This is a genomic window from Thermomonas beijingensis (assembly GCF_020034655.1).
GTDB classification, from domain to species: Bacteria; Pseudomonadota; Gammaproteobacteria; order Xanthomonadales; family Xanthomonadaceae; genus Thermomonas; species Thermomonas beijingensis.
In genome coordinates, this window is record NZ_JAIQDJ010000005.1 from 79640 (window position 1) to 95688 (window position 16049).

Below are 16049 nucleotides of genomic sequence, written 5' to 3' on the forward strand. Positions count from 1 at the left end.
TTTGCATCATGGCCCGGGTCATGCCGCAAGAATAGCGAATGCAGTAAAAATTTCCGATGGGCCACGCAATCAGCGCTGCAGGCCACCCAAAAACGCCACAAGTTCGACACGCTGATCAGCGATGAAAAGAGAGTTGCCGGCGTCCTCTGCCAAGTCCTGCGTTGGCAATATCGCCATTGCCAGCGGGCCGCGGCACGCCACGATTTTGCCTGACGGGTGCTGTTGTGAATCGCAGATGTCTTCGCCTGCAACCAGCGTGCGCGACGAATGCAGCAAGCCGGCAGTGCGTTTGGTTTGACCAAGAAAATGCGTGCGTGCAACGATTTCCTGGCCTGGGTAGCAGCCTTTTTTCACACTGAACGCGGCCAGCCGATCCAGTCCGAGCTGTTGCGGTGTCCAGTGTTCGGCTTGTGAAGCAGGTAGCCGAGGCAGGCCGTGATGGAGATCGAATGCGGCCCACTGAGCCATGCAGGCCGCATCTTCGGTTGCAGATGTTGCGCGGATGCAAAGCCGGCGAAACCCGCCTTGCGCCGACAGGTCCAACTCAACCGTTTCGCCTGCTGCTTCGCCAAGCAGGCCAATCTGGTTGGATTGCGCCTGCAACGGGACGGCGAAGCTGCCAATCACCTGCAGGTCATTGCGTGCAGTCAGGCTCACTTTGCTGCGAAAGACATAGCGGCGTAATTGCTCGGCCAGGTCCTCGGCGGGCACGTCGGGGAGCAGCAGCCACAGGGTTTCAGGGTTCAATCGAACCAGTGCGAACAGCGCAATCACGCGACCTTTGGCATTCAACCAGCCGTTCCATTGCCACTGGCCATCGCCCAGCAAAGCCACGTCATTCATGCATTGTGCTTGCGCAAATGCGATTGAATCGCGCCCGCAAAGTGCAAGTACGCTGTGATCGGACAGGTGGAATTCGTTCGCTGGTGCGGCTTTCGGCTTGTCGTGCATCGTCGGCGGGGCGTAAACTTGCGATATTGTGAATGCGTCGATCATAGGCCACTTAGCCCAAAACCCCGAGTCTGGAACGGTTTCGGTACCCGCAAAGGGGTCCGATGCTGCGCCGGTTCCGCCGCCGCCCGCCACCGTTGAGCACGGTGGACGCGAAGGCCCGGAACCCACGCGCTTCGGAGATTGGGAAAAGAATGGCCGCTGTATCGATTTCTGATTTCGTCCACGCGGCCTAGCCGCCTAACCGGAGAAGCCCCCACATGGCGACCCGCGAGCGTCCGTTGTCACCCCATTTGCAGGTGTATCGCAAACAGGTACAAATGATGACTTCGATCACCCACCGCATCACCGGCGTCGCGCTGGCGGTGGGTGCCCTTGGTTTGGTTTGGGGTTTGCTGGCGCTGGCCGCAGGCCCGCAACGCTGGGCAGGCTTCACCGCCTGTGCAGGCTCGCCGTTGGGCTTGCTGGTGCTGTTTGGCTTCAGCTGGGCACTGGCTTACCACTTTCTCAATGGTATTCGCCATTTGGTGCAGGATGCCGGGAATGGATTTTCCATTCCCGACTTCATTCGCAGCAGCTGGATTTCCATCGGCGGCAGCATCGTGCTGGTGGTGTTGGCATGGGCTTTCGTGCTGATGCGTTGGGGGCAAGTATGAGCAGCAACAGCAATGATCTGCGCACGCCATTGAAGCGTGCACGCGGCTTGGGCTCGGGCAAAGACGGCACCGGGCATTTCATCTGGCAGCGAGTCACGGCAATCGCGGTGGCGTTGTCGGGTATTTGGCTGCTGGGCGTGCTGTTGTCGCTGCGTACCGCAAGTTATCCGTATATCCGTGATTTGGTGGTGGATCCCATCAATGCCACTGTGTTGATCGTGTTTTTGCTCGGCGCGTTCTGGCATGCGCGGTTGGGCTTGCAAGTGGTGATCGAAGACTATGTGCATACGCCGCTGACCGCCGGGATTGCCCATTTCGCCAATATTTTTGTCTGCGCACTGGCCTCGATTGCCGGCGTGCTTGCGGTGCTGCGCATCGCGCTTGGGAGCTGATTCGCAATGTCTGCCTACAAGATCCAAGAACACACATTCGACATGATCGTGGTCGGCGCCGGTGGTGCTGGCCTGCGTGCGACGTTTGGACTCGCCGCCAAGGGTCTGCAGACCGCCTGCATCACTAAGGTGTTTCCTACCCGTTCACATACGGTTGCAGCGCAGGGTGGCATCGCTGCCGCGCTGGCCAACATGGGCGAGGACGACTGGCGCTATCACTTCTATGACACCGTCAAGGGCGGTGACTGGCTGGGTGACCAAGACGCGATTGAATATATGTGCCGTGAAGCCATCCCGGCGGTGATCGAGCTGGAACATTACGGCGTACCGTTCTCGCGCACTGACGATGGCAAGATCTACCAGCGCCCGTTCGGCGGCATGACCACCAAATACGGCGAGGGCCCGTCGGCGCAGCGTACCTGTGCTGCCGCTGACCGTACCGGCCACGCCATGTTGCACACCCTCTATCAGCAAGCACTGGCGCACGATGCGCGGTTCATGATCGAGTACTTTGCGCTTGACTTGATCATGGATGAAGACGGCGCTTGCCGTGGTGTGTTGGCCCTCGACATGGCCGAAGGCACCCTGCATCTATTCCGTGCGCAGGGTGTGGTGCTGGCCACCGGGGGGTATGGTCGCGCCTATTTCAGCGCCACCTCGGCACATACCTGCACCGGTGACGGTGGCGGCCTAGTGGCACGTGCCGGCTTGCCGTTGCAAGACATGGAATTTGTGCAGTTCCACCCCACCGGTATTTACGGTGCCGGCTGCCTGATCACCGAGGGCGTGCGTGGCGAAGGCGGTATTCTGCGCAACAGCAACGGCGAGCGGTTCATGGAACGCTATGCGCCGCATTACAAGGACTTGGCATCGCGCGACGTGGTATCACGTTCGATGACCATCGAAATTCGCGAAGGCCGTGGCGTGGGCGAGCACAAGGATCACATCCTGCTGGATCTGACCCATCTGGGCCCCGGCGTGATCGACGAGCGCCTGCCCGGGATTGCCGAAAGTGCCAAGATTTTTGCTGGCGTGGACGTGCACAAGCAGCCGATTCCAGTAATCCCCACGGTGCACTACAACATGGGCGGTATCCCCACCAACTACCACGGCGAAGTGGTGCGCAAACTTGGCGACAACAACGATGCCGTGGTGCCGGGTTTGTACGCGATTGGTGAAGCCGCGTGCGTGTCGGTGCATGGCGGTAATCGTCTGGGCTCCAACTCGCTGTTGGACTTGGTGGTATTTGGCCGTGCAGTGGCCAACCGCTGTGCCGAGACCATCAAGCCGGGCGCGTCGCATAAGCCACTGGCAGGCGATGCCTGCGACAAGGCGCTGGGGCTGCTGGATAAACTGCGTCACGCCAATGGCGGCACGCCAACGGCGGTGATTCGCGACAATATGCAGCGCACCATGCAAAGCGATGCTGCCGTGTTCCGCACCAGCCAGACCTTGAAAGAAGGCTGCCAAAAAATGGCGCGGGTATTTGACTCATTCCAAGATGTGAAGGTGACCGACCGTTCCTTGGTGTGGAACTCGGACCTGATCGAAACCTACGAATTGAACAACTTGCTGATCAACGCGGTGGCAACCATCAATTCGGCCGAACAACGCAAGGAAAGCCGTGGCGCGCATGCGCACGAAGACTTTCCTGATCGCGATGATGCCAACTGGCAAAAGCACACCTTGGTCAGCGTGGACGAGAAGGGCGCTTGCAGTTTCGACTTCCGCCCGGTGCACATGTACACATTGACCAGCGATGTGGCGGTTGTGTCGCCCAAGCCGCGCGTTTACTGATCGGGAGCGTTTAAGACCATGGCTGAATTTACCCTCCCGAAGAACTCCAGGATCACCAAGGGCAAGCACTTTGCGGCGAAAGACGCAAAGAAAACCCGCACCTTCAAAATCTATCGTTGGAGCCCGGACGATGATCAAAACCCGCGTACCGACACCTACGAGGTGGATTTGGACAAGTGCGGGCCAATGGTGCTTGACGCGCTGATCAAGATCAAAAACGAAATTGACCCCAGCTTGACCTTCCGTCGCTCCTGTCGCGAAGGCATTTGCGGGTCGTGCGCGATGAATATCGACGGCACCAACACGCTGGCCTGCATCTGCGCTATCGAGAGCTGCAAGGGCAAGGGCGAAGTGCCGATCTATCCGCTGCCACATATGCCGGTGGTCAAGGATCTGGTGCCCGATCTGACGCATTTCTATGCGCAGCACGCCAGCATTCGTCCGTGGCTACGCACCCAAACCCCCGCACCGTCGGGTCGCGAGCGCTTGCAATCGCCTGCCGATCGCAAACAATTGGATGGTTTGTACGAATGCATCCTGTGCGCTTGCTGCAGCACATCGTGCCCCAGCTACTGGTGGAATGGCGACCGCTATCTGGGCCCGGCGATCCTGTTGCAAGCGTACCGCTGGATTGTGGACAGCCGCGATGAAGACACCGGGGCGCGCCTGGACGAGCTGGAAGACCCGTTCAAACTGTACCGCTGTCATACCATCATGAATTGCGCCCGTACCTGCCCGAAGGGCTTGAACCCGGCCAAAGCCATCGCTGAGATCAAGAAGCTGATGGTGGCGCGCAAGGTGTGATGGACGACGACATCGAGCTGAAAAAACTGCGCTGGCGTTGCCGGCGCGGGATGCGTGAGCTTGATCAGCTGCTGGACAGGTGGTTGGAACGGCAATGGCGGCAAAGTCCGACCGCCGAGCGCGCCGTTTTCCTGCGGCTTTTGGACATCGAAGACGACACACTCTGGCGCTGGTTCTTGGGGCATGAGGTGTCCTCGGATGTCGAAATCGCAGCGCTTGTCGAGAAGGTCCGTAATGTTCCAGTGTGATTGGCGGCCCTCCCGGTTGCTGGCCGGGGCCCTGCTGGGGCTTGTGCTGTTGGCGCCGATGGCGGTGCTGGCCAGTGATCTATCGGGCTGGCAGACGTGGCCGCTGGCACTGTTTGCGGGGGGGTGGGGCTTGCTGGATGCCAGGCGCTATTGGCAGCGGCGCATTCGCCATGTGTCCATTTCTGGCGGCAACGCGCCGGCTGTTTGCGATGATGAGCCACTGCTGGACCTGCAACTTCATGTGCGTGGCCCGCTGGTGTTCTTGCACTGGCGGAATCGTGCTGGCTGCACACAGCGGCTGGTTTGGGCCCCGGACACGCTGTCCGACTCGCAACGACGTGAACTGCGGCTGGCCATCCAGCAACGTGCGGCTGCCACGATGCCGGCATCGATGGCAGGATAGCGCGTCGCATTCAAGGCTGAGTAATGTTTAAACCCGTTCCCGTCGCCATCGGCCTGCGCTATCTGCGTGCCAAACGCCGCAATGGTTTCATCTCGTTTATTTCATTGGCGTCGATCCTTGGCATCGCACTAGGGGTCACTGCCTTGATCACCACACTCGCGGTGATGAGCGGGTTTCAGAAAGAAATCCGTGATCGCATGTTGGGCATGGCGGCACACGCCACCGTCAGTGGCTACGGTGAGCCGCTGCAGGACTGGCAGCACGCGGTGCAAGTGGCGATGCGTGATCCGCGCGTGGCCGGTGCCGCGCCCTATATTGAAAAAGAAGCACTGATTTCTGCCGCCAACAACCAGCCGGCAATGCTGCGGGCGGTGATTCCGGCGGAAGAGGGCAAGGTCTCGGTACTGCCGCAGAAAATGGTGCAAGGCAAATTGACCCAACTCACGCCTGGGAGCTTCAACATCGTGCTGGGCCGGGAACTGGCGCTGTGGTTGGGAGTCGGCGTGGGCGATGATGTCATCGTCACGCTCGCCGATTTTCGCAGTACCCCGGTGGGCGGCGTACAGACCATGAAGCGCTTCAAAGTCAGCGGCATTTTCGAGGCCGGTTACAACGAGTTCGACAAAGGCTTGGCGGTGGTCAATCTGACCGATTTGCAGCGCGTGTTGCGAATGGGCGAGGGTGTAACCGGGGTACGCTTGCGGCTGCACGACATGGATCAAGCGTTCGCGGTGGCTCGTGCTTTGGCGCTGAATCTCAAGGGCCCGTACCGCGTCAGCGATTGGAGCGAAGAAAACGCCAATCTTTTTCGCGCATTGAAAATGGAAAAAACGGTGATGGCGATCTTGCTGTCGCTGATTATCGCGATGGGCGCGTTCAATCTGGTGTCCTCGCAAGTGATGTTGGTGACCGATAAGCAGGCCGACATTGCCATTCTGCGCACCTTGGGGCTGACCCCCGCGCAGGTGATGCGGGTGTTTATGGTGCAGGGCAGCCTGATTGGCGTGATTGGTACCGTGGTGGGGGTGATTGGGGGCATTGTGTTGACCCTCAACCTGGGGGCCATTTTGAAAGGCATCGAACATATCTTTGGCATTCAGTTGCTGCCCGAGGATGTGTACTACATCACCGGCCTGCCGATTGATCTGCAATCGGGTGATGTGGTGACGATTGCTTGCGTAGCCTTGGCGATGGCGTTCTTGGCCACCTTGTATCCAGCGTGGCGCGCCGCACGCACCGCACCCGCGGAGGCGCTGCGTTATGAGTGAGCCACAGAGCAATGACGTAATTCGTGCCGAAGGGCTGGGCAAGACCTACATCGAAGGCAAGCTGCATACGCCGGTGTTTGATGGTTTGGAGTTTGCCGTGCAAGCCGGTGAGACCGTGGCGATTTTGGGTGCATCCGGTGCCGGCAAAAGCACGTTGCTCCACTTGTTGGGCGGCTTGGATGTACCCACGACGGGCGAGGTTTTTGTCGCCGGCCAGCAAATGAGCGCACTCTCGAATGCCGCGCGCGGTCGTTTGCGAAATTCAGCGCTGGGTTTTATCTATCAGTTCCACCATCTGCTGCCGGAATTCACTGCACTCGAGAACGTGATGATGCCGGTGCTGTTGGCGGGACTGCCCACACAGGAAGCCACCACGCGGGCGCAAACACTGCTGGAGTCGGTGGGCTTGGGGCATCGGCTTGCGCACAAACCCGGTGAGCTGTCGGGCGGTGAGCGCCAACGTGCAGCAGTGGCGCGGGCCTTGGTCAACACGCCTGCCTGCGTACTGGGCGATGAGCCAACCGGCAATCTGGATGAAAAGACTGCCGCAACCGTATTTGCGCAGATGCTGGAACTCAACCGCGTCCAAGCTACCAGTCTTGTCCTGGTGACCCATGATCGCCGCTTGGCACGCAAGCTGGATCGCGTGTTGGAGCTGCGCGAGGGGCGTTTGCACGTATTGGCGGCCAGCGAGGTCTGACGGGGAAAATCCTGACCTTACGGTGTTCCTTGCACCGACGGACAGCAGCAGGTGGGTGTTGGATGCTATCCGCATGGCCGCCCACCTCTCGCTTGCATGGTTTCATCAACGCGCATCGGGTGTGCACGTTGCGCATGCGGGCGCTGCATTATTTGGGTCACTTTGTGCCGCGAGCTTGCTGGCAGGCGTCAGCCTGTGTCTGCTGCTGCCGGGGTTGCCACCGAGAGGCGTGCTGTGGTGTTGCGTGCTGGTGGGTGGGGGGTTGGCATGGCGCGCTAATGCCGGCCCCTTGCGCGGTGGGCGCGTGCTCGGGGTGCTGCTGCTGGGGATGGCATTGGCCGGTTTGCAGGCCGCGCATGCGCTGCAGGCACAGCTACCTGTGGCTTTGCAGGGCCAGTCGCTGATCTTGCGTGGGCAGATTGTCGAGCTGCCGGTGCACGAGGTTCGACGCACCAGTTTTGAATTCGTGGTGGATACGGATATCAGCCAACCTGCATCACTGCGTGGCCAGCGGTTGCGGCTGGCGTGGTATGACGATGATCCACGGCCGCGTGCGCGCTTGCAGGCTGGCAGCCGTTGGGAATTCCCGCTCAAGCTGCGTGCGCCACGTGGCTTGCGCAACCCCGGCGGCAGTGACGCGGAAAAGTATGCACTGGCGGCGCGCATCAGCGCCACCGGCTTTGTGCAGAAGCCACTGCGCGCACGTCGTTTGGCGGGGCCGTCTGGTATTGATGCGTGGCGTGAGGCGATGAGTGCGCGCATCGCCAGCACAACACCGGCCGCGTCGTCGCGCTTTGTGCAGGCATTGGCGCTGGGCGATACCCGCGCATTGGACGATACCGATTGGGCGCGCCTGCGCGCTGCCGGCTTGACCCATTTAATCGCGATTTCCGGGTTTCATGTGGGGCTGGTGGCCGGGTTTTGCGCCTTGCTGGCTGGGGGGCTGTGGTGGCTGTTGCCTGCGCTGTGCCGCTGGCTACCACGTCCGTTTGCTGCGGGTGGCGGCGCAGTGCTGGGCGCGTTTGGCTACGCGCTGCTGACCGGAATGGCGGTGCCCACCATGCGCACGGTGGTGATGATCGCGGTATTGGTGCTGGCGCGCTGCTTGCGTCGCCGCCAGCGCATCGCCGATACATTGGGGTTGGGCTGCATCGTATTGCTGTTGCTGGATCCGTTGGCCGTGCTGGGCGCTGGGTTTTGGCTCAGTTTTGCTGGCGTAGCGTGGTTGCTGTGGTGCTTGCCGGGGGATGCGGGGGAGGGAGGAGGCAAGGGCATCATGCCGATCCTGCGCGGTTTTTTCGCCGCACAAGCGGTGGCCAGTTTGGGCTTGCTGCCGCTGACCGTGGTGCTGTTCGGGCAGGCCTCGTTTGCCGGGCCTTTGGCCAACCTAGCGGCGGTGCCGTGGTGGAGTTTGGTGGTGGTGCCCCTGAGTTTGCTGGGCGTGTTGGCCGAAACCCTGCATGCCGGGGCTGGGCCGTGGTGCTGGCAGGCAGCGGCGTGGTGTTTTGACCTGCTTTGGCCAGTGTTGACGCGGATTGCCGACAGTCCCTTGGCCATGCTGTGGTTGCCCGAAGCACGCTGGTTTGCGCTGCCGCTGGCGCTGTTGTCGGCATTCTGGTTGCTGCTGCCACGCGGATTGCCGGGCAAGCCGCTGGTCTTGTTGCTCTGGCTGCCGTTGCTGTTGCCAGCGCGAGAATTGCCGGCGGTCGGGGCGGTTGAGCTGACCGTGATTGATGTGGGGCAGGGCTTGTCGGTGCTGGTGCGCACCGCACATCACAGCCTGCTGTATGACATGGGGCCCGCGGTGGCTGATGGGTATGACGCCGGCGAGCGTGCGGTAATCCCCGCCTTGCATGGGCTGGGCGTAAGGCACCTGGATCTGGCAATGGTCAGTCATGGCGACAATGACCATGCCGGCGGTTTGCAGGCGGTGGCCAGCGTCTTTCCGATACCCCAAGTGTGGGTGCCAGCGGGCAGCCCCACCCATGGCACGGCACGCTGCGTGGCCGGGCAGCAGTGGCAATGGGATGGCGTGCGATTTCGTGCGCTGCACCCGGCCGAGGGCATGCCCTATCTCGATAACGAATCCAGTTGCGTGCTGCGCATCGAAACCGCCACCGACAGCGCCTTGTTGGCCGGCGATATCGGCCAATACGTCGAGCGCAAACTGTTGGCCGAACAACCCGCCAGCCTGCGCAATGCCGTGGTGATCGTGCCCCATCACGGCAGCGCGGGGTCGTCTGATCCAGGCTTTGTCAGCGCTACCGGGGCGCGGTTGGCGCTGGTGTCTTCGGGCGCGGACAACCGTTTCAGGCACCCGCGTGAGGCGGTGGTGCGGCGCTGGTGCGCGGCCGGTGCGGAGGTACTGGATACCTCGCGCTCGGGCGCATTGCAGGTGTGGATTGGCCGGCAGGGCCTGCAATTGCGCGAACGCCGCAGCGACCAGCCACGTTTGTGGGATGCGGTACAACGGCGCGGGCAAGCGGCTGGGCTATGCTACGCGCCTGAGATTTTGCGGCCATGATGGCCGAAGGATTGCTAAATGCTGGAACTGATCAAAGCGGGCGGCTGGCCCATGATCCCACTATTACTGCTCACCGTAGTGGCATTGGCAATCGTGGTCGAGCGTTTTTGGAGCCTGCGGCGCGAGCGCATCCTGCCGCCAGGACTGGGTGAAGAGGTTCGTATCTGGGTGGCCAAAGGCAAGCCGCTGGAACAGGCGCATATCGACTCTTTGCGCTCCAATTCGCCACTTGGGGCCTTGCTGGCAGCACAGCTGGACGTGCGCCAGCGTGGTCGTGAGGTGATGCGTGAACGGGTCGAGGATGTGGGCCGGCATCTCGTGCATCGCATGGAGCGGTTTCTCAACTCGCTGGGCACCATTGCCGCAGCTGGCCCCTTGCTGGGCTTGTTCGGTACTGTGGTAGGCATGATTCAAATGTTTTTGGGCATCCTCGATCACGGCATCGGCGATGCCAATCAATTGGCCGGCGGCATCGGCAAAGCCTTGGTATGCACAGCCACTGGCATGATCGTGGCGATCCCGGCACTCGCGTTCCATCGTTACTTCCGTGGCCGGATTGCCAGTTACATCGTGGAGATGGAGCACGAGGCAATGCGGCTGGGGGATGTGTTGGAAGGCAGTGCAAGCACTGCAACTGCTTCGGGTAATGCCCGCAAGAAGCAGTAAGGGCAGGCCGCATGCGCATCCGCGATTACCGCGACGACGACACGCCCGAGATCAACTTGGTGCCGCTGATTGATGTGTTGTTGTGCCTGCTGATCTTCTTTGTGGTCACCACCACCTTCGATGCGCGCTCAGTGTTGAAACTGGAACTGCCGCGTGCCGATGGTCAACCCGCGCAGGCACAAGGGCAGCCGCTGTCGATCCTGATCAATGCACAGGGGCGCTACTTCGTGGGGGATCGCGAAGTATTGCGTACCGATGTGGAGTCTCTGAAAGTGGCGTTGCGTGCAGTGGCCGGAGAAGATCGTGGCCGCACCGTGCTGATTCGTGCCGATGCGCGTACGCCGTGGCAGGCTGTGGTCACCACTTACGAAGCCTTGGGCCAATTGGGGTTCCACAAAATCGCCAATGCCACTGCGCCGGCACCGATGACGCAAGGGGCCGCCCCATGACCGACGGCAATACGCCGTGGGCGATCTATCGCAGGTTGATGGGGTTCACGCGGCCCTATCGTGGCGTGCTGCTGGTGGCGATGGTGGGGATGTTACTGGAGGGCGCGGCGGCCGGCGCGTTCGGGTTATTGACCAAACCCATGGTTGACGAGACCTTCGTCGCCCGGAATCAGGAATTCAGCTTGTTGATGCCGCTGGCCATCGTTGGCATCTTCGTGGTGCGCGGTGTGGCGGGGTATCTCAGCGACCTGTTCATGGCCAAGGCCGGGCGCGGCATTGCGCGCGATATGCGGGTGGGCGCAATGGCCAAGTATCTGCGTTTGCCGGGTCTGCGGTTTGATTCCGAACCGGTGCCCTCGATGCTGGTGCGCCTAGGCTCGGATAGCGATCAAGTGGCGCAGGCGGCGATTGATTCGGCCAAGGTCATGCTGCAACAATCCTTGCAGGTGATTTCGATGCTGGCGGTGATGCTGTACGCCAGTTGGCGGGTCACGTTCGTGGTGTTGTTACTCGCACCGGCGATTGCATGGTTGATGGATAAGGTGGGCAAGCGCTATCGGCGCTTCGGCCATCGCGTACAGGAAAGTGCCACCGAGTTAATGCTGGCCGCCGATCAAGCCTTGTCGAACCAACAGGAAGTCAAGGTGTATGGCGCACAGGCCGTCGAAATGCAGCGCTATTCCAGTTTGGCCAATGAATATCTGCGGCTGAATCTGAAAGTGGAAGCCACCCGCAGTATCTCGTCGGCGGTGGTGCAATTGACTGGTGCAGTCGGGTTGGCCTTGATGTTGTTCTTTGCCGGTCGTGAGGCGATGGAAGGGCGACTGACTGCGGGCGGCTTTGTGCAGTTGATGCTGGCGATGATGGCGATTATCCCTGCGCTGAAACAGCTGACCAATGTGCAGGGTATGCTTCAGCGCGGCATTGTTTCGGCCGATCGCCTGTTTGCAGTGCTGGATGCCGAAGACGAACCCGATAGTGGCCAGCGCCCATTGCAACGCACGCAGGGTGTGCTGGAGTTTCGCGCAGTGCAGGCGCGTTACCCTGGGCAGACCCAGGCGGCGTTATCCAGGATCAGCTTCATTGCGCGCCCCGGCACCGTTACCGCGATCGTGGGACGCTCTGGCAGCGGTAAATCGACACTGGTCAAACTGATTCCGCGTTTTTACGAACCTGAAAGCGGACAGATTTTGCTGGATGGTCACGCCCTCAACGACTACCCATTGGCTGCCCTGCGCCGACAAGTGGCGATGGTGGGGCAACAAGTCATGTTGTTTGATGGCAGCGTGGTGCGAAATGTGGCGTATGGCGAACTGCAACAAGCTGATGCCGATGCGGTGGCGCGAGCGTTGCGGGCGGCCAATGCGATGGAGTTTGTGAACCAGTTGCCGGAAGGTGTGGACACCCATATCGGCGCCAAGGGCGGTAAGTTGTCGGGCGGCCAACGCCAGCGCCTGGCAATTGCGCGGGCGATGTTGAAAGATGCACCGATCCTGATTCTGGATGAGGCCACCGCTGCACTCGACAATGAGTCCGAGCGCTTGGTGCAGGAGGCTTTGGCTACGTTGATTCCAGACCGCACCACCTTGGTCATCGCCCATCGTCTGTCCACCGTTGAGCATGCCGATCAAGTGCTGGTGCTGGATGAAGGCCGGTTGGTCGAGCAAGGCACGCATGTTGAGCTGCTGGCGCGAGGCGGTTTGTATGCGCATCTGCATGCCATGCAATTTAGGGAAGCCGGCACTTGAGCGTTGCGTGGCTGCCGCAGACGCCTGCTTGGTGGTTCGATGGGAGTACGCCACCGTGGTGGGCACGCATTGCATCGACAGGGTATGCGGGGCTAATCGCCCTGCGCCGCAGCGCCTATCGGCGTGGATTGCTGCGTCAATATCACCCCGGTGTGCCAGTCATTGTGGTGGGCAATATCGTTGCCGGCGGTAGCGGGAAAACACCACTAGTGTTGGCTGTGATTGAGCGATTGCGTGCGGCGGGTTACACGCCCGGCGTGGCCAGTCGTGGCTACGGGCGCAACGATGCACGCACACCGCGCTGGGTGGATGTGGGCATGGATGCTGCGTTATGTGGCGATGAGCCATTGCTGATCGCCGGCATCAGTGGCGCGAAAGTTCGCGTTGATCGTGATCGCGTGGCCGCGGCTCAAGCCTTGCGCGAGGTGGGTTGCGATGTGGTGGTTTGCGATGATGGTTTGCAGCACTACCGGTTGGCACGCGACATCGAAATTGAAGTGCAAGACCAACGCCGCCACTACGGCAATGGCCGCCTGCTGCCGGCCGGGCCGTTGCGCGAACCCATCGAACGTGCCGCCGATTGTGAATTTCGCGTGTTGAATTTTGGTGCAGTCCCACACCCGGTGGCTTGCGAGACCACGGAATGGCCAATGCGGTTGAAGATCGGCGTGGTAAGGCCATTGCACACTGGGGCGCGGCTATCCATGGAGGCCTTTCGTGACCAGCGCGTGCACGCTGTGGCCGGAATCGGTGAGCCCGAGCGCTTTTTCTCGATGTTGCGCGAAGCCGGCATTGGTGTAGTGCCACACGCGTTTCCAGACCATCATGCCTATACGCCGGAAGACTTCAGTTTTGGCAGCCAACTGCACATCTTGATGACCGAAAAAGACGCAGTGAAGTGCGCCAGTTTTGCCCTGCCGTCCGCATGGGTCGTGCCGATTTCCGCACAGTTGCCGGAGTCGTTCTGGAGCGCGTTGCTGAGTCGTTTGCCGCATCGTTGACAACCAGGCACATAACGCAAGTCACCCGGTATTTCCAGGTGGCCTGGTATGTTCCCGAGAAAATGCGCGACGGGCATTTCGTCATTTGCAATGGAACGAAGTCCTGCACGCGCCTCTCGGTGGACAGGGCGGGGTTGCGCAAAGATCGGCTGCCTGTGCCAGAACCTGTCAATCGAGCGCACTATCTGGATAGCGCGGCCTTCTCAATCCACCGGCGTTCCGAACAAACGGTCGCCGGCATCACCCAGCCCTGGGTGGATGTAGGCGTTTTCGTCCAGGCGCTCGTCGATCGCCGCGACATACACCTCAATCTCGGGATGCGCGGCCTCCAATGCGCGCAAGCCTTCCGGTGCGGCGACCAAAAAGATGCATTTGATGCGCCGGCAACCGGCGTTTTTCAGGAGTTGAATTGCAGCAATCGCGCTGCCGCCGGTGGCCAGCATCGGGTCGATCAACAGGGCTGTGCGCTGTTCCATGCGGTCAGCCAGTCGCTGGTAATAGCCTTCCGGTTGATGCGTGGCTTCGTTGCGGCGCAGGCCGACCACGCTCACCGGCGCGGCTGGCAGCAGGGCTTGCACACCGGGCAGAAAACCTAGCCCAGCACGCAAAATAGGGACGAGGGTCAGGTCTTCGCCGCGCACATGATCCACCTGCAATGGCCCGGCCCAAGTGTCCACGCGGATGGCTTGGGTGGGCAGGTCACGGGTGGCTTCGAACGCCAGCAAGGCGGCGATTTCACCGGCGAACTGCCGGAAATGCACAGGATCGGTGCTGATGTCGCGCAGCTTGCCAAGTTTGTGACGCACCAGCGGGTGGTCGACTTCGACAATTTTCATGCGGCGGCTCTCCAAACGGTCAGTCTCCAAACGGAAACCGGATGAAAACGGGGCGACCACTGGCCGCCCCGTATTGATGCGTCAATTGCAAGGCAGCGTCAAGCAGCTGCGCGAGGGCCTTCCAGAATGGCGCGTTTGACCATTGCCACGATCAGCTTGAGTTCGGCTTCGCTGATTGCAAATTGCGGGGTGAAGCGCAGCGAGTTTTCGCCGCCGTGGATCACCCCGATGCCGTGCTCGCGCATCCATTCCTCGGTGGACCCTGCGCCATAGCCCTTGAACTGCTTGGTCAGCTCGCAGGAGAACAACAGGCCGGTGCCTTGCACCTTGGTGATCGGGCCATTCAATTCGGCTTTCAGTGCTTCCAGCAGTCCCAGTGCTTGCTTGCCGCGCTGCTGGATATTGCTGCGCAGCTCGGCGGTCAGTGAACCCAGCACGCTGCAGGCCACGTCCAATGCACGCGGATTGGCGGTCATGGTGTTGCCATACAGGCCGCGCTTGTAAAGCTCAGCGGTGGCGGCGGTGACGGCCAGCACCGACAGCGGATATTGGCCAGCGTTGAGCGCCTTGGAATAGGTTTCCATGTCCGGCACTTGGGCGTGTTCGAAGCCGGGGTAATCGACAATCGACAGATATCCGGTGGCGCGCAGTCCGGCCTGAATGGAGTCCACCAGCAGCAGGCTGCCATGCGCGGCAGTGAGCTCGCGGGCAAGGTTGTAAAACGCCACCGGCACGCTGCGACCGGGGTCGCCTTCGCCCATCACCGGTTCCAGGAACATCGCCTCGATAAACCAGCCGTTGACGTCGGCTTCGGCAAACACTTTGCGCAGGGCATTGGTGTCGTACGGTGCTACCGTAAGTACCGAGTCTTCGCCGCGGTAGCTGGCCAGATATTGCGAATACGTTTTGCGGCTGGAGTCGGAATACAGCGCCGGGCGTTCGGTGCGGCCGTGGAACGCGCCTTTCACCACCAAGCGTTTGATGGTCTTGCCGGCATGGCGTGCGCCCGGGTCGGTCATGCTCTTGGCATTGGCATCGACAATGCGCGAGGCCAGCGACACCGATTCGGAACCGGAGTTCAAGCACATGAAGGCGGTGTACGGGCAGCCGCCACGGGTCTGGCCGATTTCCTTGCGCATGGCATTGGCAAACCGCAGCTGCGAGACATGCGGGGTCATGATGTTGGCCATCGTCTGCGGCTTGGTCATCGCGTCGATCACCACCTGCGGCGTGTGGCCCAGACCCAGCATGCCGTAGCCACCGGTGTCGTACAGCACCGCGCCTTTCAAGGTGACGATCCACGGCCCGCGTGCAGCCAGCGCGACATACGGGTTGGCAGCATCGGCGGCATAAAAATTGATGAAGCCGGCCTGCACTTGCTGCGCCTGCGCGTTCTCGTCCAGATCCAGCAGTGCGGGGAATTCGGCGCGAATACTGGCGTACTCTGCGGCGGCGGCCACTGCGGCTTCGGTTAGCTGTGGGTCACGGCCGGCGAAGTCGAGCAAGGTGGCATCGTCCAAGCCGGTGGTGCGGGCGTGGCCGTGCGTGCGCAGGGGGGCGAGGGTGTCGAGCAGGCTCATTGGGGTCTCCATCGGGGCGCAATGGT

General features: G+C 61.1%; 16 protein-coding genes and 1 pseudogene. 14 read left to right on the forward strand and 3 right to left on the reverse strand.

The features are described 5' to 3' along the window. Positions 1 to 69: 69 nt before the first annotated feature. Positions 70 to 843 carry a CAF17-like 4Fe-4S cluster assembly/insertion protein YgfZ gene (gene ygfZ / locus K7B09_RS09780; protein WP_223629272.1) on the reverse strand — a complete coding sequence of 258 codons (774 nt, stop codon included), beginning with the start codon at positions 841 to 843 and terminating at the stop codon, positions 70 to 72. A gap of 136 nt (positions 844 to 979) precedes the next feature. Between ygfZ and K7B09_RS13255 the strand changes: the two genes are divergently transcribed. From K7B09_RS13255 to lpxK, 14 genes and pseudogenes are all read left to right on the forward strand, one after another. Further along, positions 980 to 1168, forward strand: coding sequence for a DUF1674 domain-containing protein (locus tag K7B09_RS13255; RefSeq protein ID WP_223629273.1), 189 nt, complete (start codon positions 980 to 982; stop codon positions 1166 to 1168). 43 nt (positions 1169 to 1211) lie between these two features. Continuing rightward, entirely contained in the window at positions 1212 to 1607 is a 396-nt protein-coding gene (gene sdhC / locus K7B09_RS09790; protein WP_223629274.1) for a succinate dehydrogenase, cytochrome b556 subunit, read from the forward strand. Continuing rightward, the gene (gene sdhD / locus K7B09_RS09795; protein ID WP_223629275.1) at positions 1604 to 1999 is read left to right on the forward strand and encodes a succinate dehydrogenase, hydrophobic membrane anchor protein; all 396 of its coding nucleotides are present in this window, start codon (positions 1604 to 1606) and stop codon (positions 1997 to 1999) included. The genes sdhC and sdhD overlap by 4 nt, the downstream gene beginning before the upstream one ends. Before the next feature lie 6 nt (positions 2000 to 2005). Next, positions 2006 to 3796 carry a succinate dehydrogenase flavoprotein subunit gene (sdhA, locus tag K7B09_RS09800; protein WP_223629276.1) on the forward strand — a complete coding sequence of 597 codons (1791 nt, stop codon included), beginning with the start codon at positions 2006 to 2008 and terminating at the stop codon, positions 3794 to 3796. An 18-nt stretch (positions 3797 to 3814) separates the two neighbouring features. Continuing rightward, positions 3815 to 4600: a succinate dehydrogenase iron-sulfur subunit gene (locus K7B09_RS09805; RefSeq protein WP_223629277.1), complete on the forward strand. Its 786-nt coding sequence runs from the start codon at positions 3815 to 3817 to the stop codon at positions 4598 to 4600. Next, positions 4600 to 4848 carry an FAD assembly factor SdhE gene (locus K7B09_RS09810; protein WP_223629278.1) on the forward strand — a complete coding sequence of 83 codons (249 nt, stop codon included), beginning with the start codon at positions 4600 to 4602 and terminating at the stop codon, positions 4846 to 4848. The genes K7B09_RS09805 and K7B09_RS09810 overlap by 1 nt, the downstream gene beginning before the upstream one ends. Beyond that, positions 4835 to 5251: a hypothetical protein gene (locus K7B09_RS09815; protein WP_223629280.1), complete on the forward strand. Its 417-nt coding sequence runs from the start codon at positions 4835 to 4837 to the stop codon at positions 5249 to 5251. Before K7B09_RS09810 ends, K7B09_RS09815 begins: the two co-directional genes overlap by 14 nt. A 23-nt stretch (positions 5252 to 5274) precedes the next feature. Then, on the forward strand, positions 5275 to 6519 hold the full coding sequence (locus K7B09_RS09820) for a lipoprotein-releasing ABC transporter permease subunit (RefSeq protein ID WP_223629281.1): 1245 nt from the start codon (positions 5275 to 5277) through the stop codon (positions 6517 to 6519). Then, entirely contained in the window at positions 6512 to 7219 is a 708-nt protein-coding gene (gene lolD, locus K7B09_RS09825) for a lipoprotein-releasing ABC transporter ATP-binding protein LolD (protein ID WP_223629282.1), read from the forward strand. Before K7B09_RS09820 ends, lolD begins: the two co-directional genes overlap by 8 nt. A 73-nt stretch (positions 7220 to 7292) precedes the next feature. Continuing rightward, a pseudogene (locus K7B09_RS09830) lies at positions 7293 to 9895 on the forward strand (DNA internalization-related competence protein ComEC/Rec2). Continuing rightward, a complete protein-coding gene (locus K7B09_RS09835) occupies positions 9795 to 10409 on the forward strand; it encodes a MotA/TolQ/ExbB proton channel family protein (RefSeq protein WP_395648505.1) in 615 nt (204 codons plus the stop codon). The pseudogene K7B09_RS09830 and the gene K7B09_RS09835 overlap by 101 nt, the downstream one beginning before the upstream one ends. A gap of 11 nt (positions 10410 to 10420) precedes the next feature. Beyond that, positions 10421 to 10858 (forward strand): ExbD/TolR family protein, encoded by a 438-nt coding sequence (locus K7B09_RS09840; protein WP_223629285.1) that lies wholly within the window; start codon positions 10421 to 10423, stop codon positions 10856 to 10858. Next, positions 10855 to 12606: a lipid A export permease/ATP-binding protein MsbA gene (gene msbA / locus K7B09_RS09845; protein ID WP_223629286.1), complete on the forward strand. Its 1752-nt coding sequence runs from the start codon at positions 10855 to 10857 to the stop codon at positions 12604 to 12606. The genes K7B09_RS09840 and msbA overlap by 4 nt, the downstream gene beginning before the upstream one ends. Next, positions 12603 to 13607, forward strand: coding sequence for a tetraacyldisaccharide 4'-kinase (gene lpxK / locus K7B09_RS09850; RefSeq protein WP_223629287.1), 1005 nt, complete (start codon positions 12603 to 12605; stop codon positions 13605 to 13607). The genes msbA and lpxK overlap by 4 nt, the downstream gene beginning before the upstream one ends. A 203-nt stretch (positions 13608 to 13810) precedes the next feature. Here lpxK and upp read toward each other — a convergent pair whose 3' ends face one another. Together upp and K7B09_RS09860 are read right to left on the reverse strand one after the other, a co-directional pair. Then, entirely contained in the window at positions 13811 to 14443 is a 633-nt protein-coding gene (upp, locus tag K7B09_RS09855) for a uracil phosphoribosyltransferase (RefSeq protein WP_223629288.1), read from the reverse strand. Between the two features lie 98 nt (positions 14444 to 14541). Further along, complete coding sequence (locus K7B09_RS09860) at positions 14542 to 16023, reverse strand: aminotransferase class III-fold pyridoxal phosphate-dependent enzyme (RefSeq protein WP_223629289.1); 1482 nt, start codon at positions 16021 to 16023, stop codon at positions 14542 to 14544. Positions 16024 to 16049: the final 26 nt, after the last annotated feature.